This is a genomic window from Antrihabitans stalagmiti (genome assembly GCF_016482825.1).
Classification (GTDB): Bacteria; Actinomycetota; Actinomycetes; order Mycobacteriales; family Mycobacteriaceae; genus Antrihabitans; species Antrihabitans stalagmiti.
Genome location: NZ_JAEMNV010000007.1, coordinates 1 through 25,869, shown reverse-complemented (window position 1 = coordinate 25,869; position 25,869 = coordinate 1). Strand labels below are relative to the sequence as shown.

Sequence of the window (25,869 nt, the reverse complement as noted above, 5' to 3'; positions counted from 1 at the left end):
CAACAGAAATGACCAAGGAAGTCAGAGGAAATCTCCTCATCGAGGACCGCGGCGCGATACTCCTCGCACGAATCGACGGCGGCCCACTCGGCCTGTTCGGCAACGACATCGCCGAGCAACTCGACGCACTCGTCGACCGAGCCGACGTAGACCCCAACGTCCGCGCGGTCGTATTCACCGGGACACATCCGACTCGGTTCGTCAGCCACGCCGAGGTCCGCTGGCTGCAGGAGGGCGGCGCCCAAGTACCCCCGGTCGGGGTGAAGGGAGCGTCCGCACTTGCCAGCACCGCCAAAGGGGTCAATCGGTTGGGCGGGCTGCAGTCGATCCTCGGAAAGACACCGCTGTGGCCGGCTGTCCAGCTCGAACGTCTCCACCGGACCTTCTTGCGGATGAACCGCAGCGGCGTGATCTTCGTTGCCGCGCTCAATGGCTCCGCCCTGGGGCTCGGTGCCGAATTCTGCTGGGCCAACGACCTGCGTGTGATGGCCGACGGCGACTACTTCATCGGCCAACCCGAAATTCTCCTGGGAATCATGCCTGGCGGTGGCGGTACACAGCGGCTCACGCGGCTGATCGGCACACACAAGTCACTGGTGGCAATTCTCGACGGCAAACCGTTCACTCCCGCAGAGGCTTTGGCGAACGGAGCGGTCGACGACGTCGTGCCGCAGGACGAAGTCCTCGGCAGGGCAATCGAACTGGCGAAGCACTTCGGGTCCCGTCCGAAGCAATCGATCGCCGCGATCAAGCGCGCCGTCTACTTCGGCGGATCCGCGACGCTGGAGGAGGGTCTGCACATCGAAGCAGCCGAGTTCCTGACCACGGCGCTGTCCAAGGTCGGGCAGGAGCTTATGCGTGACTACATGGCAACCACCGAGGCCATCGGCGAACTTCCCCTCTACAGTCCTGGCGTTTACGAAGAGGCACTCGACGCCGGCACCGTCCCCGGACTCCGCAACAGCACAGTGCAGGTGAAACTCTGATGTCTGCCTCACTCGCTTACATCCGTAAAGACGTCACCTTCCGATCGGGTGACGACAGGTGCGCAGCCTGGCTCTACCTCCCGACCGGCGTCGCCTCGCCGCCGATCGTCATCCTCGGTCACGGACTCGGCGCCACCCGAGAAATGCGCCTGGACGCATTCGCCGAAGAATTCGCCAAGGCAGGCATCGCCGCTCTTGCCTTCACTTACAGACACTTCGGCGACAGCACCGGACAACCTCGTCAGCTGCTGTCGATCAAGAAACAGCTTGCCGACTGGGACGCGGCCATCGCGCACGTCATGAGCCGTGACGATGTCGACGGACAACGAATTGCAGTGTGGGGTAGCTCGTTCGGTGGTGGACATGCCATCACAGTCGCCTCTCGTCATCCCGAACTGCTGGCAGCGGTGTCGCAGTGTCCGTTCACCGACGGCCTGGCCTCTGCGATGGCACTGGGTCCGATAGCTGCTGCGAAGAGTATGCCGGTCCTGACCCGAGACCTGGTCGCGATGGTTCGAGGTAGTGAGCCGTCGATGATTCCACTCGCTGCCGGACCGAACTCGCTGGCTCTGATGAACGCTCCGGACGCACTTCCCGGATATCAGGCTCTGGTCCCGCCGGGCCTGGATTTTCGCAACGAGGTTGCCGCCCGGGTCATTCCGACGATCATGGCGTACCGGCCCGGTCGCTCTGCCAAGAAGGTCACGATGCCGATTTTGTTCTGCGTCAGCAACTCCGACTCCGTCACGCCACCCGAGGACACGATTCGTTACGCCCGCTCAGCGCCGTTGGGGGAGATCAAGACTTACGGCGCCGGCCATTTCGACTTCTATCTCGGCGAACCGTTCGACGCACTCGTCGCCGACCAGATCGAGTTCCTGAGCCGCCACCTACGACCGGAAAGCGTTTAGCTGTCATGCAGTTCAGCACCCTGGCGGACCTGCGAGCCGCGCGCGATCCAGACGGCTTGGCCGTCGCCGACAGTGATCAGTTGCTTACCAACGCCGCCATGCTCAGCCGTGTCCAAGCCGCGGCCGGTCAATTGCGAACCCTCGGCATCGGGCGCAACGACGTCGTTGCGCTGAAGCTGAGCAACCGGGTCGAATTCGTCGTCCTACTTCTTGCGGCCTGGCGAATCGGAGCTACCGTCACGCCGGTCAATCCGGCTCTCACCGCTGCCGAGGTGGCGCGGCAGCTCACCGACTCGAAAACTCGGCTACTGGTGGTCGAAGATGATGCGGCACAATCGGATACGGTGACAACGCTCGAGATCGGCGACCTCGCACGGGAAGTTCACGACGCAGGCGAGGCACCGCACTCCGACACGTCGACGATCGCACTGCTGATCTACACCAGTGGAACCACGGGTGTGCCGAAGGGCGTCATGCTCGACCATGCGAATCTCGACGCGATGACGGCGATGGGTGCCGCAGCGCTCGAACTGGATGCGACGGACCGATCCCTGTTGATCCTGCCGCTTTTTCACGTCAACGGAATTGTTGTCAGTGTGCTGACTCCGCTACTCGTCGGAGCGAGCGTGGTCGTTGCCGATCGATTCAACCCCAGAACGTTCTTCGACATCGTCGAAGCTAAAAAGCCCACCTTCTTCAGCGGTGTTCCGACGATCTACAGCATGCTGGCCGCTCTTCCCGCTGAGGTTCGGCCGGACACGTCGTCGATTCGCTTCGCGGTCTGCGGAGCCGCACCTGCGCCGGCCGACCTGCTCACGCGCTTCGAGGACCGGTTCGGGTTTCCGCTCGTCGAGGCCTACGGACTTTCGGAGGGAACCTGCGGGTCGACGATCAACCCAGTTTCCGGCGTGCGCAAGCCAGGCACGGTCGGGTGTCCGCTGCCAGGACAGGAAATCCGGATCGTCGACTCGAAGGGAAACGCTGTCCCACAGGGAGAAACCGGAGAGGTGGTGGTACGAGGGCCCAACGTCATGCGTGGCTACCTCGGACGTCCCGACGACACTGCCGCAGTGCTGGTCGACGGCTGGTTGCACACCGGCGACGTCGGGCAGTTGGATTCCGACGGCTACCTACGCATCGTTGGACGCTGCAAGGAGATGATCATTCGCGGCGGAGAGAATATCTATCCCAAGGAGATCGAGGACGTAATCGCAAGTGATACAGCGGTTTTGGAGGCGGCCGTCATTGGCATACCCGACGAAAGATGGGGCGAGGTCGTCATCGCATTCGTCCAGCCGCGGCCCGGTTCGAGCATAGATTCGGAGCAGCTCCGCGAGCGCTGCACTGTCGAGCTGAGCCGGTACAAACGCCCACGGTCGATCCACGTTCTCGCGGCTCTACCGAAGAACGCGGTGGGGAAGATCGACAAGAATGCGCTCCGCGCGCGGGCGCTGCTACAGGGCAGGGAGGTGCGAGAATGACGAGCATGTCCGAAGATTCGCCAACCGAGAGTGTGCCGGAGCGCCTCGTCAACGCGACGATCGCGCTGCTTGCCGAGCAGGGTCCGGCTGCCATCAAAGCGCGGACAGTAGCAGCGGCAACTGGGTTGTCGACGATGGTGGTCTACAGCCATTTCGGTGGTGTCCCCGAACTGGTCCGTGCTGTGGTCGATCAGGGTTTCAAAGAGTTGGACCGCGCGTTTTCGGAGATACCGGCAAGTTCGGACCCGATCGCGGACCTCTTCGCCATGGCCTTGTCGTGCCGTCGGCTCGCGCGACAGAATCCCCATCTCTACGACTTGATGTTCGGACTGTCCACTCGCGCGACGTACCGACCGGTGGGGGAGTCCGACGTTCGTTTGAGCGGGCGCTCGCCGGCGTTCCGGGACGCATACGCCCACACGCTGGAAGCCTGTGTGCGACTGGTGAACTCGGGCTGGATCGCGGAGCAGGCCCCCGAGGTGATCGCAGCGCAGCTGTGGAGTTACGTGCACGGCTACATCACCCTCGAATTGTCCGAGCACTTCGTCGACTTCGACGATCCGGTCGCACAGGTGATGATGCCGATGGGCGTGAATCTTGTTGTCGGCCTTGGTGGCGACCGCGATCGCGCCGTCGCATCACACGAATCGGTGCTTGTTCCCGATCTTTCCGTTCGAGCTGACGATCATAATAGTATGAACGTAAGCTGATGCCGTAGAATGCTCGGTACGTAGTAGGGGGAGGAAAGGCGAGCAGTGCCGAGATACGACAAGAATCACAAGACCGAGACACGTCGCCGGATCATCGAGACGGCAAGTCGCCGACTGAAGCTCGACGGGATAGACGGCTCCGGCGTCTCGACGTTGATGGCTGACGCCGGGCTCACGAACGGTGCCTTCTACGCCCATTTCGAGTCGAAGAACGATCTTGTGGCGACCGTGCTGGACGACCAGTTGCGAAGTCAGGCCGCGACGATCGCGGACCTCCCGGCGGGCAGAGCGGCTATCGTCGAGTTCATCGGCGGGTATCTGTCGCCGGAGCATCGCGACGACCCGGGTGCCGGCTGTCCATCGGGCGCGCTGCTCGACGAAATCGTTCGCTTGGACGGACGCGGTCGAGACGCATACACCGCAGGGGTCGAGTCCATCATCGACGCCGTCGCTCGGCATCTGTCCCCTGACGAACCTGCGGCAGCTCGGCGGCGGGCCACGGGGTTGTTCACGTTGCTTGTCGGCACTCTGCAACTGGCACGTGCCGTTTCCGATCCAGTCCTGTCAGAGAGTGTGCTGGCGGCGGGAATCAGCAGCGCGCTCGAACTGCTCGAGCTCGACAGCTAGATCCCGCCGGAGCAGATGTGGCACTCAAGGCGCAGAAAGGAATTCGACGAGCGTAGGCACGAAGGTCTCGTGCTCCTGAAAGACCCCACCGTGGCCGGCGTCCGGATAGACGACGATGCGGCTGTTCGGGAAGCGTCGGTCCATGTCGTAGGTGTTGCTGGTCGGGACCATGCGGTCGTGGTCGCCGTTGGCGAGTAACACCGGGATTGTGATGCGCGAGAGGTCTTGCGGTGCCCGTGCGCCCCACCCGTGAATGGCTTTGAGTTGGCGCCGCAGCACCGAGATCGTGATCTCTTCGTCTCGGTCCGTGGTGCGTTCGGCCAGACGCTGAAGGAATGCGGCTGCCTGCTTCCGACCGTGTGCCGTCCGCGTGAAGAACAGGAATTCCTTCGGGTCCGTTCGTCCGATGATCGAGCGGAAGGTGTCCAGGTAGGTGATCGCGGTGACTTTGTCGATGCCCTCGCCGCCAGCGGGTCCGGTGCCGGCGAGTGCTAGTCGACGCACCAAACCAGGGTCGGTTTCGGCGATGATCTGCGCGATCATGCCGCCCATGGAGAAGCCGAAGAGGTCGACCATGTCGTGGCCGAGCGCGCGAATGAACTTCACCGCGTCGGCCGCCATCTCCTCGATCGTCGTAGGAGTCTTTCCGGTGGCGGCGCCGACTCCGCGGTTGTCGAAGGTGATGACGTGGCGGGTTGCGGCAACTCCGTCGACTATTCGGGGGTCCCAGTTGTCGAGCACGGCAGCCAGGTGGGTCAGGAATACGACGGGGGTGTCACCGCGCGGGCCGAGTTCGCGGTAGGGAAATTCGATACCTCCCGCGGTGAGCGTTTGGGTAGCGACGCTGCTCCACGTGGTTGCGACATTGTCTTTTCGGCGGGCCATGGTCTGACTCCTCGCAGTGAGTTTTCGGTTCGGTTTCGGTTGTTCTGCATGGACTTCTCGATGAGATTATGACCATAATATAAAGGCAACCGTAGCGGTCTACCCACCCCACGCGGGTCGAGCCGCACAGTCGAAAGCGAGTAACGATGACAACGATCGACACACCCAAGAACGCCGCATCGACGACGTCGAAAGACGCCCCGAACCGCACCATCACCACCGGTGGCGGCACCTTCGCCTATCGTGAGCTTGGGCCACGCGGCGGCGTGCCGCTCGTCTTGCTGCACCACCTCACCGCCACGATGGACGACTGGGATCCCCGCGTTCTCGACGGAATCGCGGCCCGGCGCCACGTCATCGTTTTCGACAATCGTGGGGTAGGCGCATCGAGCGGGTCGGTACCGCGCACCATCGACGAGATGGCGGCCGACGCTGTCGAATTCATTCGCGCGCTCGGCTACGACCAGGTCGATCTGCTCGGCTTCTCCCTCGGCGGTGGTGTCGCCCAAGTGGTTACCCTCGCGCATCCCGAGCTGGTCCGGAAGGCGATTTTCGCCGGTACGGGAACCGCGGGTGCGGGGGACTTGGACGAAGTCACCAAGGTCGCCGTGCTCGCCTATGTCAAAGCTGCTCTGACTCTGCGCAACCCCAAGCACTTCCTCTTCTTCCCTCGCACCGCGGAGGGCAAGCGTGCCGCGACCGACTACATGGCGCGACTCGAAGAACGCACCGAGGGCCGCGACAAACGAATCTCGCTCACGGCAATCCGTAACCAGCTCACTGCAATCCGGGCCGCGGCGGTGCAAACTCCCTACGATTTGGGCAGCATCCAGCAGCCGGTTCTGGTGGCCAACGGCGACAACGACGTCATGGTCGACAGTGCGCACTCCGTCGACATGGCCCGCCGGCTGCCTAACGCAGAACTGGTGATCTACCCCAACTCCGGGCACGGCGGCATCTTCCAATACCACGAGCAGTTCGTTCCCAAGGTTCTCGAATTCCTCGCGCGCTGACTGCGAAATCAGAAGAGAGAGCAGCGCATGCCTTCAGTACTGGTCACCGGCGCAGGCCGAGGAATCGGGTCGGCCATCACCGAGCACTTGAGTAGACGGGGGTGGGACGTCTATGGCACCGCCCGATCCGACACCGCGCTACGCAGCCTCGAACGTATCCCCAACGTCCACCCGATCACGCTCGACATCACCGACAGGGACTCCATCGCAACGCTTTCCGACCGGCTCCCTGCAGAGTTGAACGGTGTCGTCAACAACGCAGGAATCATCGTCAACGGCCCGGTGGAGTCGCTGTCCGTCGATGCGCTGTCACAACAGTTCGACGTCAACGTGATTGCGCAGATCGCCGTCACACAGGCGGTGCTGCCGAAGATTCGCGCCGCCCGCGGGCGGGTGGTGTTCATGTCGTCGGTATCGGGCTTGATCACGACACCTGGCACCGGCGCCTACAGCGCATCGAAATACGCCATCGAATCCTTGGCCGACGCATTGCGAATGGAGTTGCGCCCGTGGCACATTCCTGTCTCGCTCATCGAACCCGGCCCAATCCGCACGGACATGTGGGCCGACGCGCTCGACGAACACGACGCGATGGTCGCGCGTATGACCGACGAGCACCGCGACCTGTACGCGGCCCACCTCATCGGAAGTCGAAAATTGTTGGGACGTATGCAGAAGTTGGCAAGCGACCCGAAGAAGGTGGTGAACGTGGTCGACCACGCGCTGACCTCGCGGCGCCCGAAGCGACGGTACCTGTGCGACAACGTCAGTCGCCTACAGAAGTCGCTCGTTGCGGTCACACCCACCGCCGTCAACGACGCACTGTTGGCGGCAGCCACCACAGCCAAGAGTCCTGAGCGTTGATCGCCGTAGTTCGCTGCCGACAAGGTCGCCGAGCGAGTGCCTAGTAGGCGGTGGGTGAACCGCCCGGTTTGATTCCGTGGTGTAGTTCAGCGACGTCGGGATGTGCTCGAGTCCGGGACTTCCACGCGTTCTCGCCGTAGGTGTCGAAGATCGGATTGTCCGGGTCAGCCTCCACCCCACGTGAATGCTTCGCGAGAGTCGGCGGGAGTTCGATGATCGGTATGACTGCATCGAGCGCAGGGTTCAAGAAGTACGGTATCGACACCCGGTCGGTACCTGGCCGCGGTGCGAGGACTCGGTGCTTGGTCGCGCGTAGATAGCCGTTGGTCGCGACCTCGAGCAGTTCCCCGATATTGACGATGAACGCGTTCTCCAGCGGAGGTACATCGACCCATTCGCCAGGTGTGAGTTCGGTTTGAAGACCTTCGGAGTCCGGCGCAACCAGCAGCAGTGTGAGCACTCCGGAATCCTTGTGCGCCCCAACGCCTTGCGGGTTGTCGACATTGCCCGGGTAGCGGACGACCTTCATCAAGGTCGCTGGCAGCTCGGCGAACGCGCCGTCGAAGTGATCCTCCGGCGCGCCGAGCGAGACGGCCCAATGCCGCAGCAGTCGGAGTCCGACCTCGGCCAGGGACTCGTCCCACGCCTCGAAGACTCGGCGGAACTCCGGCAGCGCCGCGGGCCACAGATTGGGGCCCTGCAGGTGCCAGTAACCCTCGGCGTCGGTGCGAGCGGTCCGCTCGGGGCCGATGTCGATCTGCTCGCGCCAATCGACCTTTCCGTTGGTCAGTTCGCCGCCGAGACGGGAGTAGCCGCGAAACTGCGGGCTCTTCAATTGGCTGATCTCGTCCTTCGCGGCATCGGGCAATGCGAAGAATTCTTCGGCGATCTCGAGCACCTCGCGGATGCGATCAGCTGCGACGTCGTGGCCGACCAGGTAGAAGAATCCCGCCTCGTGGGCTGCTTCGCGAAGGGCGATGCGAAACGATGTCGGATCGGACTCTGCGGCCTTCAAATCGACAATAGGGAGCACCACGCCACACTGGCACGACGATCGATCCATCGCCAGAGTTTTATCGGGTGTGATTGTGGTGGCCACGACCCGACGAACATGGCTTCCGAATTCACCAAACCCGGAGCCGCGACTACCCGCGTCGCAGTCGAGGCTGAGGTCAGCTCGTCGATCGACGGACGACACCGCCGCGGTCGACGATCTCGAAGCTCGATCAAGTAGTAGTAGTCACCGAGGTGGGATCGAGGATAAGTCGTGCGGTCTGTTCGGGCTGATCCCAGTGCGGGAAGTGCCCGCAGTCATCGAACCAGTGCAGGCTGGCGTCGGGGAACAGTTCCTGCGCCACGACGGATTGGCTCGGCAGGGTGACGCGATCGTTGCGACCCCACCCGATGACCACTCGCGCCCGCAGTGAACCTGCCGGTGCGCCTTGCTGTTTGGGCCCGTGAACCAGTGCTCGCAGTGCCTCGTCGAGGCGGGTGGCGCGTTTGAAGCTACGGAGTTCACGCAGCACCAAACCGGGGTCGAGGCGCCATGGGTGGGCTGAGAACTGAAGCAGTAGTGCGGTCCGCCCGACCCTGTTGGCCGTCAGCGTAGGCAGAACGGGTTGAATGCGCCGTACCAAGGCGATCGACGCACCGACCGTGGTGCCGAAGATCTTGACCTGGTTATCGGACCAGAACCCGCCGGGATCCAGCGCGACGACCGCACCGCCGTGGCCTCGGCGGGCCATCTCGAGGACCATTCGGGCACCCATCGAACTTCCCACGACGTCCACGTCACCCAATTCGTGCTCGACGATGAACTCCTGCACGGCGTCGGTGAGGGATGCGATGGTCACTTCGCCGTGACGCGGTGGGCTGTCGCCGAAGCCGGGCAAATCCAGCGCGATGACCTCGCGGCCTGCCCCCACCAGGGCCGGCACGATCGGGTCCCAGTTGCCGAGGTCCGAGCCCAGACCGTGGACGAGGAGAATCGGTCTGCCCTCGCCGGTGCGAACGTAGTGCATCGAGTCGCTCATTGCCTCAGCCCTTTGCCGGGTTCGGGAGGACCTTGGTCCAGCCCTGGTCGATCGCATCGGTCGGCGCCTCGTCGATCGAGAGATCCGTCGGGCCGTGGCGGACGACTGCTCGCAAGACTGACTCCATTCGTGGACTTCACGTTCGAGGTACCCCGCGCGGCCGGGCCGAAACCTACCCGCCGGTGCGCATTTCGGGTGCCCCGTTAATGAGCGCACCTGACCTTGGTCGATCGCCCATCGCCTGCAGGTGCCAGTAACCCCCGAGCCGGACCTGGCTACCAACGTGCCCCGAGTTCGCTGTGCCGCTCGCGGCACGTGTGCTGCGGACCGTCGTGGGCGGCGAGATGGTGTTCAGCGCGTGACCGACGCGGAAAGGGCTGTCCGCGACTGCCGCAGCGGACTGTAAGCCTCCGCCTCTAGGCTGACGGGCATGGACTTCCGCGTATTCGTCGAACCCCAACAAGGCGCCACATACGCCGACCAACTCGCCGTTGCCAGAGCCGCGGAGGCGCTCGGCTATTCGGCGTTCTTCCGGTCCGATCACTTCGTGGCGATGAGCGGCGACGGGCTGCCAGGACCGACCGACTCCTGGGTGACCCTCGGTGGCATCGCCCGCGAGACGTCGACGATCCGGCTCGGCACCATGGTCACGTCGGCCACCTTCCGCTACCCGGGCCCGTTGGCGATCGCGGTTGCCCAGGTCGACGAAATGAGTGACGGCCGTGTGGATTTGGGACTTGGCGCCGGCTGGTTCGAGAGCGAGCACAAGGCATACGCGATACCGTTTCCTCCGCTGGGTGAACGCTTCGACCGGCTGTCTGAGCAGCTCGACATCATCACGGGCCTGTGGAGAACGCCCGTCGGGGAGACCTTCGACTACTCCGGCACTCAGTACTCCATCGTGGATTCGCCCGCGCTGCCCAAGCCAGTCCAGACCCCGCACCCGCCGATCATCATCGGTGGCGGCGGCGCCAAGCGCACCCCGGCGCTAGCTGCGAAGTTCGCCACCGAGTTCAACATGCCGTTCGCTTCGCTCGACGACCTGAAGACGCAGTACGGCCGGGTGGCGGCCGCATTGGCCAGCTCCGGCCGCGCACCGGATTCGCTCACCTACTCGGCGGCATTCGTGGTGTGCGCAGGACGTGACGAGTCCGAGATCGCGCGCCGCGCGGCCGCCATCGGGCGCGAGGTGGACGAACTGCGCAGCAACTCGCCGCTGGTCGGGACGCCCGACGAGATCGTCGACCGGTTGACCCCGTTCGCCGAAGCCGGCGTCCAGCGGGTGTACCTGCAGGTGCTCGACATGTCGGATCTGGACCACCTGGAGCTGTTCGCCGAGGTAGTCGGCAGGTTCCGCTGATCGGTCCGGAAGCGGTGGCCGCGGCTACTGTTCAGTCCCCGTGACCGATGACCGCGACGACAACCCTCACGGGTCCGCCGTGGCACGAACGGACGTCCACCGTGGTCGGCGCCAGCATCGCAGGACTCATCGTCCTCGGCATCCTGTTCCTTCTGGTTTCCAACATGCAGGGGCGACCATGGGGGCACGCTGCGACGACCGTGGTGGCGCGTTGAAGATCGGCAGCGAGGGGCCGCCGCCTCGAAGTGGTTTGGGTTGCAGTACAACGGGACACCGCAAACATCATCAGGTCAATGGCTGACCCTTCGCGATGTTCAGCTCGTAGGCGATGCCGTGCACCTGCACGATTCTGCCTCTCCGCTTCTGTCCGGAACCCTCGAGTGTGTACGACCGTATCCGGCGTCGCTCGTCGAACCCGTCCACGCACAGCAATCGTCGAAAAGTACATGTAAAGCCTTTCTGCGCTAGAGGCGCCGAAGCGATCGCTGTGAGCGCAGCAGTCGAAAGCGGGCATCCTTGGAGAGGCATCGTGGTTCGTCTCGTCTATGTCCTTGGCCTGCGTGGGCAGTGACCTCGAAACCACTCCAACAAGAAAGGCCCCCTCGAAAGGGGGCCTGACCTGGTCTACCTGTGGTGCGCGATACTGGGATTGAACCAGTTTCGCAGAAATCGCTCGTCTCTCATCTGACCTGCGATTTCGAGCGATCTATCTGGGGCTTTAGACCACAAGTGTGGTGTCCCTTGCGAACACGATCGGTCGCTTTTGAGTTATGCTTACCCCACGAATACCCCATGCGGGCGGGATATAAAGGGGAGGGTACGGGTGGCCGAAACGCGCCGCGCCTCATTCGGCGAAGTTGAGAAGCTACCGAGTGGGCGGTACCGCGCTCGCTACAACGGCCCGGACGGGCGCCGCTATCGTGCGCCGACGACGTTCACGACAAAGCAGGATGCGCGCGCCTGGCTGTCGATGCAGCAAGCCGACATTGTTCGGAAGGCGTGGGCGCCACCCGGCGTCGAGAAACCGGCGGCCATCACATTCGGCGAGTTCGCCGACGACTGGATGGCGTACCGAGATCTTGCCGATCGGACCCGTGGCGAATATCGCAAGCTGCTCGACCACCAGATTCTGCCCGCGCTTGGTTTGCTACCGATCGCATCGATTACCTACGACGATATTCGTAAGTGGCACAGGAAACTTGACGCGCAAACACCGACGCTGCGCGCTCATGCGTATGGGTTAGCCGCAACTATTTTCCGCAGCGCGGAGAACGACGGCAAGATCGCAACGAGCCCATGCAAGATCCGCGGCGCCGGCACCGCCAAGCGGGTTCGCAAGATTCGGCCGGCGACTCTTGACGAACTCGCGTCATTGACTGCCGCGATGCCGGATCAGTTCAAGGCGTTGGTTATGCTGGCCTCCTGGTGCGCGCTCCGTTTCGGCGAGTTGACCGAGTTGCGCCGTCAGGATGTCGATACCACTCGCGCAGTGATACGCGTGCGGCGTGGCGTAGTCCGGGCCGAAGGCGAGTTCCGCGTTAAGACGCCGAAGACGGATGCAGGCGTTCGCGACGTCTCAATTCCGCCACACTTAGTCCCAGTAATTGACGGTCATTTGCGGGATCACGTTGGGTCGGCGTCAGATTCATTGGTGTTCCCAGCCAAGCACGGTGGCCACTTGGCGCCGTCGACGTTGTACCGGCATTGGTACAGAGCTTGTGAAGAGTCTGGGCGATGGAGACCAGGTAAGGCTGCCGAGGCCGGCACGCCCGACATGACGTTCCACGATCTGCGGCACACCGGCGCTGTCCTTGCCGCTGCGACTGGCGCAACGCTCGCGGAGCTCATGGCGCGGCTGGGGCACTCGACACCGCAAGCTGCGATGCGCTATCAACACGCCGCCGAAGGGCGTGACGCCCAGATCGCGGAGCTGCTGTCGAAGTTGGCAGCAGACTCCTAGGTAGCGTTGCGGAGGTGACGGTTCCGGCCATGGCAAGTCCGTTCCTCTACGCCTTGATCGGTCTGCGCAGGCCACAATCCGGTCAGACCGGCCTGTCAGGCAGGGGTCCCCGAATGGATCACCCACCGTCACGGACATGGCATGTGGCTGAAGGCGTTCTCGGCAGTTTGTGTGCGGTCGTTGGTCCACCCCGCACCTGTGGTGGTTACGTTCGTCCGCAAGCAATGTCGGGAACACCCTGTTCCGATACTGGCCAGGCGGACAACAAACCGAGACGACACGCTAGAACGGATTCGTCTTGATCTCGGTTGCGCGAATTGCAATTGCGCTGTCGAATCTTTGCGCTCACAATGACTATTAACGGGAGTCTAGGCGGGAGTACACCATGACACCTGCCATTCGACTTGAGGTCCTGCCAGCGCGCCAAGGCGACTGTCTGCTCGTCGAGTGTCCGTCTCACGACGGTGGCCGGACGTGGCGCATGCTCGTCGATGGCGGTCCGGTGGATACGTGGCCAAGGTTGGAAGCGCGATTAAACCGATTTCCAACGGACGACAATAGGATAGATGTCGCGGTGGTGACTCACATCGACGCGGACCATATCGGCGGATTTTTGCCATTCGCCAATAGCAAGTTCGCGCATGAGCAGGTCGGAGACTATTGGTTTAACGGGCGCGTTCATCTGCCAGGGAGCGGAGTCACGCGTAGCGTCGCGCAGGGCGAATCTCTGACAGCGGATCTGCGCGGCGACACCAACAACGTTGTGCTCCCGTGGAACCGCGCATTCTGCGGACTGCCCATCGATACCGGCGAAGAGGCTGGTTTTGTCGAGGTTCAAACGGCGAACGGACCGCGCATCACCGTCCTTTCGCCGACAACGAAGCGCCTGGCAATCCTCGGAGCCAAATGGCGGGAGGCCGTCGATGCAGCTACTCGCGGCCCGACGAGGGCCGCCGAGCCAGATGTCTTGCAGCCTCTTAGTGATCTTGAGGCGATCGCGTCGTCAAAGTCTGTCGGCGATTCGTCTGCTCCGAACGGCAGCAGCATTGCTCTGCTAATCGAGCACAGAGGCGCTAGCGTTGTCCTCGCAGGCGACGGATTCGGCACAGTCATCGGCGCTGCGCTACTCGGTGTCGCCCAGTCACGAGGCCTCGACGAGCTGGCGGTTGACGCCTTTAAGCTCCCACACCACGGCAGCAAAGGAAATGTCATCGCGCCGATGCTCGCCGTCGCGCCGGCGCGGCACTATCTCGTCTCAACAAATGGCGACATCTTTCACCACCCCGACGACGTGGCGATCGCTCGTACAGTCGTCAGCGCGCGCCAGGGAGCGACGTTATGGTTCAACTATCGCACCCCTCGCACAGCACGTTGGACCGATCCCAAACTGACAGCGCAGTTCGGCTATGCGGCACGGTATCCAGACGAACCGGCCAAAGGCATTATCCTCGAACTCCCAGCCCGGCAATGACGACTCCCCTCGACTCATGGATCAGCGTGGTCCTACAGCCTGCGTCGGGTTCGTCGTTCTTCAGCACGCTCGTCGAGGGAGCTATTTATGACGCGTGCCTGGCCGCTCTCACGGCAGGGGAACCCCGCCGCTGCCTTAAATTGCTCAGTGACATCGAGAGTGGCGAAGTCTCCGGTCGTTGCGCGAGGATTATTCAGTCGCTGACAGTTTGGGCACAGTTACTTGACCGCAACTGGTACCCCGGCGGTGTCGGCGCGGAGGGTGAATTGCTTCTCGACGCATTTGTTGTGCCGTCGACCGGTGAGTCTCCGACGGAGCTTCTTGAAGGCGTCGTGGCCTGGGGACCGCCCGGCCTACTGACGCTGCGGAGCATGTTGGAGACATCCGTACGTGGAGGCGCGACGCTGGGCGTCGAGCAGGCACTTAATAAGGGCATGCAGAATCTGGAGAATCTCACCGCCACGGCATCCCGGCTCCGCCAGCCAGCGCTCGCAGTTTGGGCAAGGATCGCTGGCGCCGATCTCGCTCATCATGCGGGCATGCCGAACGCGCCGAACCTACTCGCAGTTGCTCGTCATCATTGCGAAGGCGATGCCGGTCAGCTGGCCCTGACTTACCTCGTCGAAGGCGACTGGTGGTGCACACCTGGCGCGGCGCCTGAATCGCTCGGAGTCGCACTCGCGCCACAGCAGGGTCCGAGCCCGTTCCCGGTGGATGACGGTCACGCCGTTGCGTGTTACGACCAGGCAGCGTCCACGCTCGGTGCGATTGACGCGCCCTGGTTGCGCGGCGCGCTCGCAATCCGCACTGCTTCGCTGGCAAGGACCAGGGGCGATCGTGATGCTGTCCGAACCGCACTCGCAGACGCGCACGTGGAATATGTGACGGCTGACGACGCTGCGATGCAACGGATGACCGCGATTCACGAATTGGTCGCCGACATAGATGATGGTCGTCTGGAACAGCACGCGCTCGATCTGGGCGGAGGATGGCATCGCCCCGAACACGGCCCGATCGCCGACTTGATCGGTTGGTCTACCTCAGTTGGCAGCGCCTCATGGTGTGTCGGACTCGGCCGATTACTCGAACGCTGCGCCGACGTATGGAACACAAACGGGACGGCGAGTCGGGCACGCATTGGCCATCTCACCGCGCTACAGCTTGTCCGCGTCAACCGGTCCGTCCCGTCGCAGAGTTTGGTCACAGCTGTTGCCCGCGCCGACATGCGGCTTAACCTCACGACCAGTGCCCTTATCAGGCTTGAACGCGAGTTCGGCCGTAGTCTCGCTACTCCGGACTCCGAACTTTTCGCGTTCCCCCAGAAGCTTGAGGCGGCCGCAGTAATGATCGCAGCGCTCCGGGACCACACCCTCGGCCCGCATGCTGCCCACGCTGCCACACGTCTCGATCTGATCAGGGACCAGCTCGTGGCTGAAATTACGGCGAGGCAATCTGTGTTGCCACCGGTCGCTGACCCGCATCTCGCGACTGAGTCCGAAATAGTAGGCACATTCGCGGCGCTTGCTGGGGACGGGTCGATTGAATCTCAAGCTGCCGCCGCCGAAATCATGATTACGATGATTCAGCGCATGTACCTCAATAGCGCCCGGGAAATGGTCGTCATGATCGATGTCATCGCTCAAATTGCAAGGGGCGAACACGCACAGCGAACAGGTCGCGCCGACGAGGCCCGGGCGTGGTTCGCACGTGCCATCGACGCCTCTCTACGACCTGGGGCAGTGCCGCATCTGTTGCCACTCGCGTTGGTGTCGGCGCAACGGCTCGACGAGGCTCGCGAGGCACTGGATGCAGCCCACGATTCTGGCAAGATTTCGGACCAAGCCGCCGCAACGCTCTACGTCCGTGCGAAGGCATTCGAGCGCGCGCACGCCGCGCTGGACCGGGCCACTGCCTGGACCGAATGGCGCGACCCACTAATGAGGGCCGGGATCGACCTGGAGCGCGGGAACGTGAACGACGCAAAGGCCGCGGTGAGCGCAGCAATCGCGATGTTCGAGGCCGAGGCGAGACTGCTGTTGAGGGATCCGGACCGCCTCGATGCCTGCGATCAGCCCGATGTCGCGAAGCTCTACGCGACTCTAGCAATGGTGCAGCTAGCGAAGGGTGACGTGGACGGATCATTCAATTCTGCCGAGCGCGCCCGGTCGTTCTCGTTCGACACACTGATCCAGGTCAATCCTGTGATTAGTCAGTGGTGGCAGAGAGCCGCGGCCCAATATTCGGCGATTTCCAACACGATCGTTGACCAGCTGCCCACCGCTGCACCGGACCGCACCGCCGGCCTTTTCGCGAAGTTGGATGCGGCCGATGCCGATCTCGCTGCAGCGGAGCGAGCTGTTGACGCAGCGAGCCCTGGCCTCCTACTGAGGCGCTCTGCCCCCGGGCACCTGCGAGGGGCCGCCGATATCCAGGACATGCTTGCGGAAGGCACGCTGCTCCTGGAATATCTCGCGGTCGGCGACGACCTACTGATGTGGGCAGTGACCAGGGATGTGCTGAGGCCGATTGTTCGAGAGCTCAGATCGAATGAGCTCGCAGTGCTCGTTCGCGACTTCCAGATCACGTGCACAGCTGGGCGGGCATCGAACACGGCGTTGTCGTTGTTGCTTGTCAATCCGGTCGAGGATCTTTTGCGAACCCATAACCGGTTAGTTATAGTGCCGTTCGGAGCGCTCACCGCAGTGCCATTCCACGCGCTTCGGCTCGACGGCCTGCCGTTGATGCTGACCCATGTTGTGTCGTACTTGCCACGCGCTGAGGCGTACCGACCCGATGTGGGGGTGTCGACAGCGCGCCCGCTGATCGTCGGCGATCCCGAATTCGACGCGACCTTACGCCCAGATCTGAACCGCTTACCCGGGGCGCAGGTCGAGGCTGCCGCCATCGGCGCTCTGCTGGAAGCTAGCGACATACTCCTCGGCGCAGAGGCAACCAAAGCGGCCGTGACCGCTCGCCTCGAAGCGTGCAACATACTTCATCTCTCGACCCACGGACATCTCGACGAGTTGTCTCCGTTCGCGTCGTCACTGGTACTTGCCGGCCAGGGCGATCTGAGCGTCGCAGACATTGCGGGCCTAAGATTCGGCACCGACCTTGCTGTTCTGTCCGGCTGCGATACCGGGCGCGGGGAGGCCACGCTCGGTGGTGACGTCATCGGATTGACCCGATCGCTGCTGCGCTCGGGGGTCTCACAAGCTGTGGTGTCGCTCTGGCCGGTGGACGACGAGGTCGCGCCGATAGTGATGTACCGCTTCTATCAGGAGCTCGCAGTCGGGACACCGCCGGCCTCGGCGCTAGCAACTGCGCAGCGCGCAATATTCACGCTCACGCCCGACGACATGCACGTCGCGTACCACAAGCTTGGTGGCACTCCGGCGTCCGAGGGCACCAAAAGGCGCCGCGGCCTCAATCTGCCGCCTGAGCTCCGCGACGACGAAGTGATCCCACAGCCTTTGTCTGGCGACGCTGAGCGCTACTGGGCGCCATTCATGGTTGTGGGATGAACCGATGGCGCATGATGAGCGTGTGAACGAGGAGAACCCGGGTTCGACACAACGCAATCTTGTCGTCTGTCTCGACGGTACGAGCAACGAACCCGAGGCCGGCTCGACGAACGTCGGCCGGATCTATGAACTCGCGAGCAAGACCGCTGATCAACTTGTCTACTACGATCCGGGTGTGGGGACGATGGGAGCACGCAGCGCGTTTACCCGACTCGGCAAAGCGACTAGCCGAGCGTACGGCTTCATCGCTGGGTACGGAATCAAGGAAAACATCGAAGAGGCCTACATCTTCTTGATGGAGAACTACCGCTGTGGCGACAGCATCTACATCTTCGGATTCTCGCGCGGCGCCTACACGGCTCGGGCTCTGAGCGGGATGCTGCGCACGGTAGGACTCTTGCGGTCGGGTTCGCAGAATCTAGTGCCGTATGCCGTGAAGTTATACGCTAAGAGCGGAGACCGACCCCAAGGCGCCGACCACCTCGTCGCGCGTGAAGCCAACGCTGCCGCCGAGCGCAAGGGGTACTGGAAACTGCGGCGTGATTTTGAGCGTCGATTCGGCAATCCGGATTTTCCAAGTGTGTTTGTTAGAGGCATCAATCAGGTCGAGTTCATGGGTATCTGGGACACCGTCCGCTCGGCCGGATCTATGAACGTGCGCGGCAAGTTTGAGCAGTACCAATGGCCGTCGACACGAACTCTAGACAACGTTGCGATCGTTCGGCACGCGATGGCACTCGACGAGCGCCGCCGACCATTCCCGGTCTATCGACTTAACCCCGAGGTAGTAGCAGCCTCGAACGGGCTTCACCAGGAGGTCTGGTTCGCGGGCATTCACAGTGACGTGGGTGGCCAATACGAGGACGACCACAGGCTCTCCGACGTGGCCTTCCACTGGATGGCGGTCGAGGCGGAGACGGCAGGTCTGCGTATTAGCACGAACCGGTATCGCCCGCTGCTCGATATCGGGCACGGCAATCTCCTGCCCCACGATCGGGCTCTCGGCGTCTTGCATCGCAACGGCCGAATATGGGTCGCTGCTGGCGGTTGGAAGCGACGCACCGTCTTGCCTGGCGACCAGATTCATTCGAGTGTCTACCAGCGAATCGAAGCCACCAAGAACACACTGACGCCGTATAAACCGAATCTTCTCTGACCCTTCTGATGCACCCGGGTTCCGGAGCGGAACTGGTGTGTCCGCCGGTTCGCCCGGCGTTTTGGGGCCGGCTCAGGCAGGGTGGGGGCCAGTTGAGGCCACACGGCACGCACGCGCCCGAGCATCGCCAGTTCAGCAGCACGACGGCATCGCGTGCAGATAGTGCAGAACCGCATTCCCCGTATTCCTTGGGACCAAGTGGTCGCAGGTTCAATCCTGTCAGCCCGACAAAGTTTGTGCAGTTCAGAGCTACTTACAAGTAGCGCCATCCCGCCGCGTGCAGAATTCGTGCAGAATGCGTCGATCTATGTGATCCGGCCCACGTCACGCGGCTCGGAGTCGAATTCGAGACGAGCCTCTCCGCAGGGCTGTGGGCGTCACCAAGCTCGCACCGCAGTGATATTGCCTTCTCCCGTGAAAGTGCGGTGGGTCAGAACACTGTCCGTGCACTCGTCCACCAGGTGCATTGAGAACGCCTCGCACAAGTCATACCGCTGTTTGGGTCTGTCAAGTTTGCGTGGCCCCGGTCCGTCAGATTTGGTTGGCCCCACCACGGTGGTGATGTTTGCGATGTCGAGCGGTAGTAGCGGTTAGCGGAACTGGTGGTTTGTCGCCGTAAGGTGGCCCGCGTGAACAGCGATTCTCCGAATAGCCCCACTGGCGTCGCGGGGGTGCCCACCTCGGGCGAAGTGGGTCCGATCCGCGGATTGAGTCGGTCGCTGCCGGTGGCGTTCTTTTCTGGCTCGGTCATCGGTGTGCTCGGCGGGATGATCGGTCTCGGGGGTGCGGAGTTTCGACTGCCGCTATTGATCGGGTTGTTCGGTTTCGTTGCGTTGCAGGCCGTGATCCTCAACAAGGCGATGAGCCTGATCGTGGTCATCACTGCGTTGCCTGCCCGCCTTGCCGCGGTCCCGTACGCCGAACTTGCTCCGCACTGGTCGATCGTGGTGAACCTGCTCGGTGGCAGTCTGCTCGGTGCGTGGGCCGGGGCCACCTGGGCGACCAAGATGCGCTCGGCAACGTTGTACAAAACGCTGGCGCTGCTGCTGGTACTCATCGCAATCGCGTTGTCGGTCAGCCACTTCGGCCACCTCGGTTCGCTGGAACTCGGGCCGGTGACTCGCGCCGTCGCGGGGTTGATTGCTGGTTTCGGGATCGGGGTCGTCGCGGCACTGATGGGGGTGGCCGGTGGCGAATTGCTCATCCCGACGATCGTGTTGCTGTACGCGGTGGACATCAAGATCGCGGGAAGCTTGTCGCTGGCGGTGTCGCTACCGACGATGCTGGTGGCGTTCGCCCGCTACAGCCAAGATCAGAGCTTCGGGGTGCTCCGTGCGAACGGGCGTTTCGTGGTCGCGATGTCGGCCGGGTCGATCGTGGGCACCGTGGTGGGTGGGTTGCTGCTCGGCGCTGTCGCGAGCGCGGTCCTGATTCCGTTGCTGGTGTTGCTTTTGCTGCTCTCCGCGGTCAAGGTGTGGCGGCACAACTGATCGGATCGTGGTTTACCGCGACCCGATTGCCTGGTGGGCTTTCGTATGCGCGAGTCGATAGCTGTCCGTGCCGGTCTCGATGATGTTGCCGCCGAACGTGAGTCGATCCACGATGGCGGCGCAGAGTCGGGCATCGGTGAAGGTCTTCGTCCAGCCCGAGAAACTGTCGTTGGACGCGATCGCGACCGAATTCTTTTCCTCCCGCTCGGTCAACACTTGGAACAGCAACTCGGCCCCGCGTTTGTCTCCATGTACCCAAGTTCGTCGATGCACAACAGATCCACCCGCCCGTAGCGGGCGATGGTCTTGGCGAGGATCTTCTCGTCGGCCGCTTCGACGAGTTCGTTGACGAGTTTGGTGGCAAGTGTGTATTTGACCCGGAAACCGTTCTCCGCGGCCGCGGTTCCGAGCCCGATGAGTAGATGGCTTTTGCCGGTGCCGGAGTCACCGATCAGGCACAGGGGTTGCCCGGCGCGGATCCAGCCGCAGTCGGCCAGGGTGTGGATCGTGGCCGGGTTGATGTTCGGGTTCGCGTCGAAATCGAAGTCGGCCAGCCACTTGTCGCGGGGAAACCCGGCGGCTTTGACGCGTCGGACGGATCGGCGGCGAGCTCGGTCGTCGCATTCGCCCAGCAGTAGTTCGGCGAGGAATCCTTGGTAGGTGAGTTGTTCCTTTTCTGCGACGACGGCCATGTCGGTGACCAGGCCGCGGACGGTCGGCAACCGGAGTTGCCGGCACGCGGTGTCGATCGCCGCGGCGGCGGCTTGCTCGGTCAGCCCTCGGCGACGTCGTGGTTGGCTCATGACACATTCCCTTTCACGCTGTCGGATGCATCGGATCCGGTGTTGCGGCGGCTGAGCAGCTCGTCGTACTGGGCGACCGACGGGAGTGCTCGAGTGTCCGGGGGCAACCCCGCGATCACCGCAGTCGGATCGGCCAGTCGCCGCTGGGTAATACTGACAACGGTGTGCTTGAGCGCCCCACCGTGATCGACGGGATGTGCGGTTTGGCTGGCCCCAGGGTGTTGTTTGCGGGCTTCGACAGCGACGACGTCGGCCGAGGTGGCCCCGCTGCTCAGGGCTGCGGTCAGTCCGGCAATGACATCGGCGGCGGCCATGTGTCGGTGCAGTAGCAACACGTCTATGAGTTCTCGGGTGCCGGCGGCGTCACCGTGGGTTTTGCGAGCTGCGGCCCAGAACGCGTCGTGTGCTGGGGTGAACGCGCCGCCAGCGCGAGCTTGGACCAGCGCGGTTGCCCCCGGCAGTGCTCCGGGTTTGTACTTCAGCACTTCCAGATAGTGATCCAAGTCCAGAATTTGGGCGCCTTTGCCGTTGGATCGCTCATGGCTGGCGATCACGTTGCGGCCGTGCAGGACGATCACTTCCCCGGCCCGCAGATGCACCCGCACTCGCCGTCCGATGAACTTGGCGGGGACCGAGTACTGGCAGTTGCGGACCATGACCCGCGCGTGTCGATCCACCCGGGGGTTCAACAACAGACCTGGCTCGAACATCTCTGTCGGCAACGGTCGCAGCACGAGTCGTTCGATGCCGAACATGTCCCCGACAGTCGCGAGCCGACCACTGATGCGGCGATGGTCATCGGCCCGGTCTGCCTTGGCGAGTCGAATGTTCAACTCCGCCAACGATTTCACCTTCGGCACTGGCACGAGATGGTTGCGGCGGAAGCGTCCGCCCTCACCCTCGACGCCACCCTTTTCATGGGCACCCTCGATGCCCGGTATGCAGTAGAACGGATCGAAGCCGTAGTGCGAGCGAAACAGCACCCAGCGTTCGTTCTCCGTTCTGCGTCGATCGGTGCCGAAGAGCACCTGGGTGACCGCGGACTTCAAATTGTCGTATTTGATATGCATGGTCGGGACACCACCCAGCTCGGCGAACGCGGCGATATGACCCTCCAGGAACGCTTCCTGAGACTGGGTCGGGTACACCCGGTGGACGGCGCGGCCGCTGAAGCACAACCGCATCGTGAATAGGTAACACTTCGTCCGACCATTCGGCAGGTCGACCCAGAGTTCGGCGAAGTCGACCTCGGCTTCGGCACCGGGTTGATGGGTTTGGGCGATGAACACTTCCGTCAGTGGTCGGCCGATCTCGGCCCAGATCTCTTGTCGCCGCTCGTTGACATAACTGCGCACGGTCGAATACGACAGGTCGGTCGCGTCATGTTCGGCGACGAGGCGGGCCAGGATCCGCACGGTCGTGTGACGCTGTTTCTTGGGGGCGGTCAGATCCGACCGCAACATGGCGTCGATTGCCTCGACGAACGGGTCGATCTTCTTCGATTGCCAACGGCGCCTGACGGATTCCGGTGGTGTCGCCGACGCCAGCGCCTGCCGAACCGTTCGTCGGTGCACCTGGTGCCGTTTGGCCAATGCCCGCACCGACAGACCCTCCACCCGGGAATCCCGTCGGATCTGCTCGAACAGCATGATCTTGGACCTCACATCTCCTCCTGAAAGTCGTCGATGTGACGAACCTTCAGGTGGGGCCACTCAAACCTGACAGAAGCTGCCCGGCGAGTCGCAGATGGGGCCACTCAAACTTGCGAATCCTGCATCAAGTGGGGCCAACCAAACCTGTCATACCCAGCTGTTCGCCGCTTCCTGACGACTCGGAGCCTGCACTCCGCGTTCAGATCGACCACTGCGCGCAACTCCTCAGCGGAAATCTGCACCACGCTCTGGGGCGCTGTGAGAGCGTCTCTACCCTTGGAACGAAACTGATAGAGCCATTGCCGGTTCGGGCCGATGATCGGATTGCCCGTCTTGTCACTGATCTTGGCGCAGATCCGCTCTCGTGCTCATATCTCTGGTCCTATCCTGCCGGCATCGACTGGTCCGTTCTGCTCGCGGACGCAAGCGATGCGCTTACCACTTCAATCCCTACTGGTGCGTCCGAAAGGCCTATTCCCACCGGCGGTTTGGCCGTGCCTTGGTTCAAGGGACCGCCGGTAGGCGGAACCACCCGCCGACCAGATGACACCAGGTGTCGCACCAGGGGTGTATTTCGGTTCGTCACGAGATCTGGGAACGGACATTGCTCGTATGGGGGTTTCGTGGTACTCGGGGCAGAGTTGCCGTAGACTCCCGCTGCCAAACTAGATCGGTCGGCCATCAGAATTCGATGCGAACTCAGCTAGGAGTAGTAGACAACAATGGCTTACGGGGGCGGTGTTGTTTCAGCATTCGGATATCACTATCAGTACCTGGCGACAATCGAATACTTTCTCGAATACATGCGGGCAAATCTAAGCGAGTTGTCGGGAATCAGGTTCTTCGTAGAAACAAGCTCGGTGTCGACAAGTGACAAGGACAAGGTTGACTTTTCGACTACCATTGCCGACCTCCTCGTGGAAGCTGTCCAGGTAAAGGCGTCAATCGACCCGACGGCCAAGATCTATCTACCGCCCACAACCACTGTTTTCGACGATATGACTTCAGAGGTCGGTGCAGTACCTCAACGATTCCTTACCAACAGGGCAATGGCATCGACGGTGGAAGACGAGTGTAAACTCATCGAAAAGTCGGGCGAAGTAAGTACTTACGCGTTTGTTCCGCGAGTCAACGCCACGATAACGATAGACAAGAGATCGCTCAACGAAATACGGGATTCAATCCTTGGCATGATCGTACAATTTCGGGGCGATCGCCACTTGGGGCTCGGTCAGTCATCTGCTCGGTATATATTAGCGTCGATGCTTGACCTCGTATTTAGAGCTGGATCTGGGCTCGAAAAGCAGGAGATTTCGGCCTTAGAGCTGATTGCCGTAATGCATGTCAGCGATCACGAACTTGCGCATGTTGGTGGCGAGTTTGATTGGGGAAATGCGGCGACGTCCGTGCCGTATAGGCCGTCACCGTTTCCGCGCGAGGACGAGTTGGACTACCTCTCGGGGTTGCTCGGAAAGTGCAACGAAGGCCGCACCCCTCAGCTCGCTATTCTCGCGGGGACTACCGGGATGGGAAAGTCGGTCCTCGCGTCTGACTTTTGTCATTCGAGCAGGAATTTCTACGAAACGGTGTACTGGATCGACTGCGCGAACCAGCGCAAGATAGACGCCACAGTAACTGACATACTGCGCGATATGAATCAAACCGATTCGTACGCTAGTCGAGACGAGTTATATTCCACGTTCAATCGAACGCTATCGGCGTCAGCTGGGCCATGGATCCTTGTCTTTGACGGAGTTGACACGCCCTCGACAATAAAGTCTTTGATGCCAACTACGGGAACCGGCGTAGTCGTTGTGACCACGCCGAATAGTACACGTTGGACTGCGCTTGGAGAGGTTCGGCGAATTGGCCCGTTCGCAAGCGAACAGGCTATTAATTGCTTTGCACATTACGCCGGAATTTCTGCCGGCGACGCAAAAGGAATCAGGCATACAATAGCTGATATCGTCGAGAAACTCGGCAGAATGCCAATGGCGGTCGCCATGGCAGGGTTATACTTTAGAAACAGCGGTGACAGTTTCGAATCGTTGGCGTCCGACTACTTCAAGTCGTTGGCAGCCCTTGAGGACGAAATCTCTGCTCCACCGGAACTCGACCGCACGATCGCAGCATCGGTTGCGCTCGCGATCAGGAAGCTAAACGCGGATCTCGGCATTGTTAGTCCGAGATGGAGTAGGCCAGCACGCCACTTTATGAACATGGCGTCGTTCATGAATCACGCGGACATTCCGCTAAATATGCTGGTGCCCACTGCTATGCGAGAACTTGTTCAGCTTGACCTGGCGAAAGTGCCAGAACCGGCAATCGCTGACAGCGAAATAGTAAACGGAATTGTCACTGCGTTGCGAACACAAACGCTCGTCGAACGGAACGTAGTCAGCGGTGAAAGAACAGCCCGCAATTGGATAGTCGATACCGTGACCGTTCCGCGAGTCGTCAACGACATTGTTCGTCTGCGATACCTACGTGATGCTCCGCCATGGGCGATCGTGGGAATCGGATGCGAATTGATGTTTGATCTCTACGGATGGGCGGCCTATGCGCGGACCCGCGGCGACAAACTGCCAATGGAGATCGCTTGTCAACATGGCGAATCCGTGATTGCCAATCTTGCTGGACAAGTCGCCGACTGGTCTGATGTACCCGAGGATGCGCGCGTGTTCTATCTGCTCGCGCGTGCAATGCTGCGGTCGGAGATCTCTGCACGTTTCGCTCGAAAGGATAGCTTCGATTTTTCGACCGATCAACTGGATGCGAGCCTAGACGAGCTTGAAGAGTTGCGCACTATCGATCTACCTCTGTCGTCTGCCATGAGCATGGGACCGCTGTGAGCTGATTTCTGCCAGGTGCATGGGACCACCTGGATTGCCAGTTATGGGACCACCCGGCGCGTCGTGTCGGGTGGTCTTCTGGTTGCCCGTT

The 25,869-nt window shown here is 62.1% G+C and carries 21 protein-coding genes and 1 pseudogene; 15 read left to right on the top strand and 7 right to left on the bottom strand.

Annotation, left to right across the window (positions count from 1 at the left end):
* Nucleotides 1–8 precede the first annotated feature (8 nt).
* Genes JGU71_RS20325 through JGU71_RS20305 form a run of 5 tightly spaced genes read left to right on the top strand, consistent with a single transcriptional unit; the run spans nucleotide 9 to nucleotide 4,715 of the window.
* On the top strand, nucleotides 9–986 hold the full coding sequence (locus JGU71_RS20325; RefSeq protein ID WP_199706125.1) for an enoyl-CoA hydratase/isomerase family protein: 978 nt from the start codon (nucleotides 9–11) through the stop codon (nucleotides 984–986).
* Nucleotides 986–1,897 (top strand): alpha/beta hydrolase, encoded by a 912-nt coding sequence (locus tag JGU71_RS20320; protein ID WP_233529839.1) that lies wholly within the window; start codon nucleotides 986–988, stop codon nucleotides 1,895–1,897. Before JGU71_RS20325 ends, JGU71_RS20320 begins: the two co-directional genes overlap by 1 nt.
* 5 nt (nucleotides 1,898–1,902) lie before the next feature.
* On the top strand, nucleotides 1,903–3,378 hold the full coding sequence (locus JGU71_RS20315) for a class I adenylate-forming enzyme family protein (protein ID WP_199706124.1): 1,476 nt from the start codon (nucleotides 1,903–1,905) through the stop codon (nucleotides 3,376–3,378).
* The gene (locus tag JGU71_RS20310) at nucleotides 3,375–4,088 is read left to right on the top strand and encodes a TetR/AcrR family transcriptional regulator (RefSeq protein ID WP_233529838.1); all 714 of its coding nucleotides are present in this window, start codon (nucleotides 3,375–3,377) and stop codon (nucleotides 4,086–4,088) included. The genes JGU71_RS20315 and JGU71_RS20310 overlap by 4 nt, the downstream gene beginning before the upstream one ends.
* A gap of 45 nt (nucleotides 4,089–4,133) precedes the next feature.
* On the top strand, nucleotides 4,134–4,715 hold the full coding sequence (locus JGU71_RS20305) for a TetR/AcrR family transcriptional regulator (protein WP_199706123.1): 582 nt from the start codon (nucleotides 4,134–4,136) through the stop codon (nucleotides 4,713–4,715).
* Nucleotides 4,716–4,739: 24 nt separating this feature from the next.
* Here JGU71_RS20305 and JGU71_RS20300 read toward each other — a convergent pair whose 3' ends face one another.
* Nucleotides 4,740–5,600, bottom strand: a complete 861-nt coding sequence (locus JGU71_RS20300; protein ID WP_199706122.1) for an alpha/beta fold hydrolase — start codon at nucleotides 5,598–5,600, stop codon at nucleotides 4,740–4,742.
* A gap of 146 nt (nucleotides 5,601–5,746) precedes the next feature.
* Between JGU71_RS20300 and JGU71_RS20295 the strand changes: the two genes are divergently transcribed.
* Nucleotides 5,747–6,613: an alpha/beta fold hydrolase gene (locus JGU71_RS20295; RefSeq protein WP_199706121.1), complete on the top strand. Its 867-nt coding sequence runs from the start codon at nucleotides 5,747–5,749 to the stop codon at nucleotides 6,611–6,613.
* Between the two features lie 27 nt (nucleotides 6,614–6,640).
* Entirely contained in the window at nucleotides 6,641–7,477 is an 837-nt protein-coding gene (locus JGU71_RS20290; RefSeq protein ID WP_199706120.1) for an SDR family oxidoreductase, read from the top strand.
* 40 nt (nucleotides 7,478–7,517) lie between these two features.
* Here the strand turns inward: JGU71_RS20290 and JGU71_RS20285 are convergent, their stop codons facing one another.
* The 3 genes from JGU71_RS20285 to JGU71_RS30240 all read right to left on the bottom strand — a co-directional run bounded on the left by JGU71_RS20285 (nucleotide 7,518) and on the right by JGU71_RS30240 (nucleotide 9,637).
* Nucleotides 7,518–8,510 (bottom strand): isopenicillin N synthase family dioxygenase, encoded by a 993-nt coding sequence (locus tag JGU71_RS20285; RefSeq protein WP_199706119.1) that lies wholly within the window; start codon nucleotides 8,508–8,510, stop codon nucleotides 7,518–7,520.
* Nucleotides 8,511–8,703: 193 nt separating this feature from the next.
* Nucleotides 8,704–9,510 (bottom strand): alpha/beta fold hydrolase, encoded by an 807-nt coding sequence (locus JGU71_RS20280; RefSeq protein WP_233529836.1) that lies wholly within the window; start codon nucleotides 9,508–9,510, stop codon nucleotides 8,704–8,706.
* Between the two features lie 4 nt (nucleotides 9,511–9,514).
* The gene (locus JGU71_RS30240; protein ID WP_267908447.1) at nucleotides 9,515–9,637 is read right to left on the bottom strand and encodes a hypothetical protein; all 123 of its coding nucleotides are present in this window, start codon (nucleotides 9,635–9,637) and stop codon (nucleotides 9,515–9,517) included.
* A gap of 303 nt (nucleotides 9,638–9,940) precedes the next feature.
* Here JGU71_RS30240 and JGU71_RS20275 point away from each other — a divergent pair, with 303 nt between their 5' ends.
* Both JGU71_RS20275 and JGU71_RS20270 read left to right on the top strand, forming a co-directional pair.
* The gene (locus JGU71_RS20275) at nucleotides 9,941–10,870 is read left to right on the top strand and encodes an LLM class F420-dependent oxidoreductase (RefSeq protein WP_199706118.1); all 930 of its coding nucleotides are present in this window, start codon (nucleotides 9,941–9,943) and stop codon (nucleotides 10,868–10,870) included.
* A 47-nt stretch (nucleotides 10,871–10,917) separates the two neighbouring features.
* Nucleotides 10,918–11,085, top strand: coding sequence for a hypothetical protein (locus JGU71_RS20270; protein ID WP_199706117.1), 168 nt, complete (start codon nucleotides 10,918–10,920; stop codon nucleotides 11,083–11,085).
* 70 nt (nucleotides 11,086–11,155) lie between these two features.
* Here JGU71_RS20270 and JGU71_RS20265 read toward each other — a convergent pair whose 3' ends face one another.
* Nucleotides 11,156–11,293 carry a hypothetical protein gene (locus JGU71_RS20265; RefSeq protein ID WP_199706116.1) on the bottom strand — a complete coding sequence of 46 codons (138 nt, stop codon included), beginning with the start codon at nucleotides 11,291–11,293 and terminating at the stop codon, nucleotides 11,156–11,158.
* Between the two features lie 382 nt (nucleotides 11,294–11,675).
* On the opposite strand from JGU71_RS20265, the gene JGU71_RS20260 reads away from it, so the two are divergent.
* The 5 genes from JGU71_RS20260 to JGU71_RS20240 all read left to right on the top strand — a co-directional run bounded on the left by JGU71_RS20260 (nucleotide 11,676) and on the right by JGU71_RS20240 (nucleotide 20,471).
* A complete protein-coding gene (locus JGU71_RS20260; RefSeq protein ID WP_199706489.1) occupies nucleotides 11,676–12,830 on the top strand; it encodes a tyrosine-type recombinase/integrase in 1,155 nt (384 codons plus the stop codon).
* Nucleotides 12,831–13,215: 385 nt separating this feature from the next.
* The gene (locus JGU71_RS20255) at nucleotides 13,216–14,301 is read left to right on the top strand and encodes an MBL fold metallo-hydrolase (RefSeq protein ID WP_199706115.1); all 1,086 of its coding nucleotides are present in this window, start codon (nucleotides 13,216–13,218) and stop codon (nucleotides 14,299–14,301) included.
* Between the two features lie 1,589 nt (nucleotides 14,302–15,890).
* Entirely contained in the window at nucleotides 15,891–17,825 is a 1,935-nt protein-coding gene (locus JGU71_RS20250; RefSeq protein WP_199706114.1) for a CHAT domain-containing protein, read from the top strand.
* A gap of 22 nt (nucleotides 17,826–17,847) precedes the next feature.
* Nucleotides 17,848–18,981, top strand: coding sequence for a T6SS phospholipase effector Tle1-like catalytic domain-containing protein (locus tag JGU71_RS20245; RefSeq protein ID WP_307829739.1), 1,134 nt, complete (start codon nucleotides 17,848–17,850; stop codon nucleotides 18,979–18,981).
* A gap of 629 nt (nucleotides 18,982–19,610) precedes the next feature.
* The gene (locus tag JGU71_RS20240; protein WP_307829738.1) at nucleotides 19,611–20,471 is read left to right on the top strand and encodes a sulfite exporter TauE/SafE family protein; all 861 of its coding nucleotides are present in this window, start codon (nucleotides 19,611–19,613) and stop codon (nucleotides 20,469–20,471) included.
* 12 nt (nucleotides 20,472–20,483) lie between these two features.
* On the opposite strand, the pseudogene istB reads toward JGU71_RS20240, so the two are convergent.
* Together istB and istA are read right to left on the bottom strand one after the other, a co-directional pair.
* Nucleotides 20,484–21,274: pseudogene (istB, locus tag JGU71_RS20235) on the bottom strand (IS21-like element helper ATPase IstB).
* Nucleotides 21,271–22,938 carry an IS21 family transposase gene (istA, locus tag JGU71_RS20230; protein WP_199706112.1) on the bottom strand — a complete coding sequence of 556 codons (1,668 nt, stop codon included), beginning with the start codon at nucleotides 22,936–22,938 and terminating at the stop codon, nucleotides 21,271–21,273. Before istA ends, istB begins: the two are co-directional and overlap by 4 nt.
* A 710-nt stretch (nucleotides 22,939–23,648) precedes the next feature.
* Between istA and JGU71_RS20225 the strand changes: the two genes are divergently transcribed.
* The gene (locus tag JGU71_RS20225; RefSeq protein WP_199706111.1) at nucleotides 23,649–25,778 is read left to right on the top strand and encodes an NB-ARC domain-containing protein; all 2,130 of its coding nucleotides are present in this window, start codon (nucleotides 23,649–23,651) and stop codon (nucleotides 25,776–25,778) included.
* Nucleotides 25,779–25,869 lie beyond the last annotated feature (91 nt).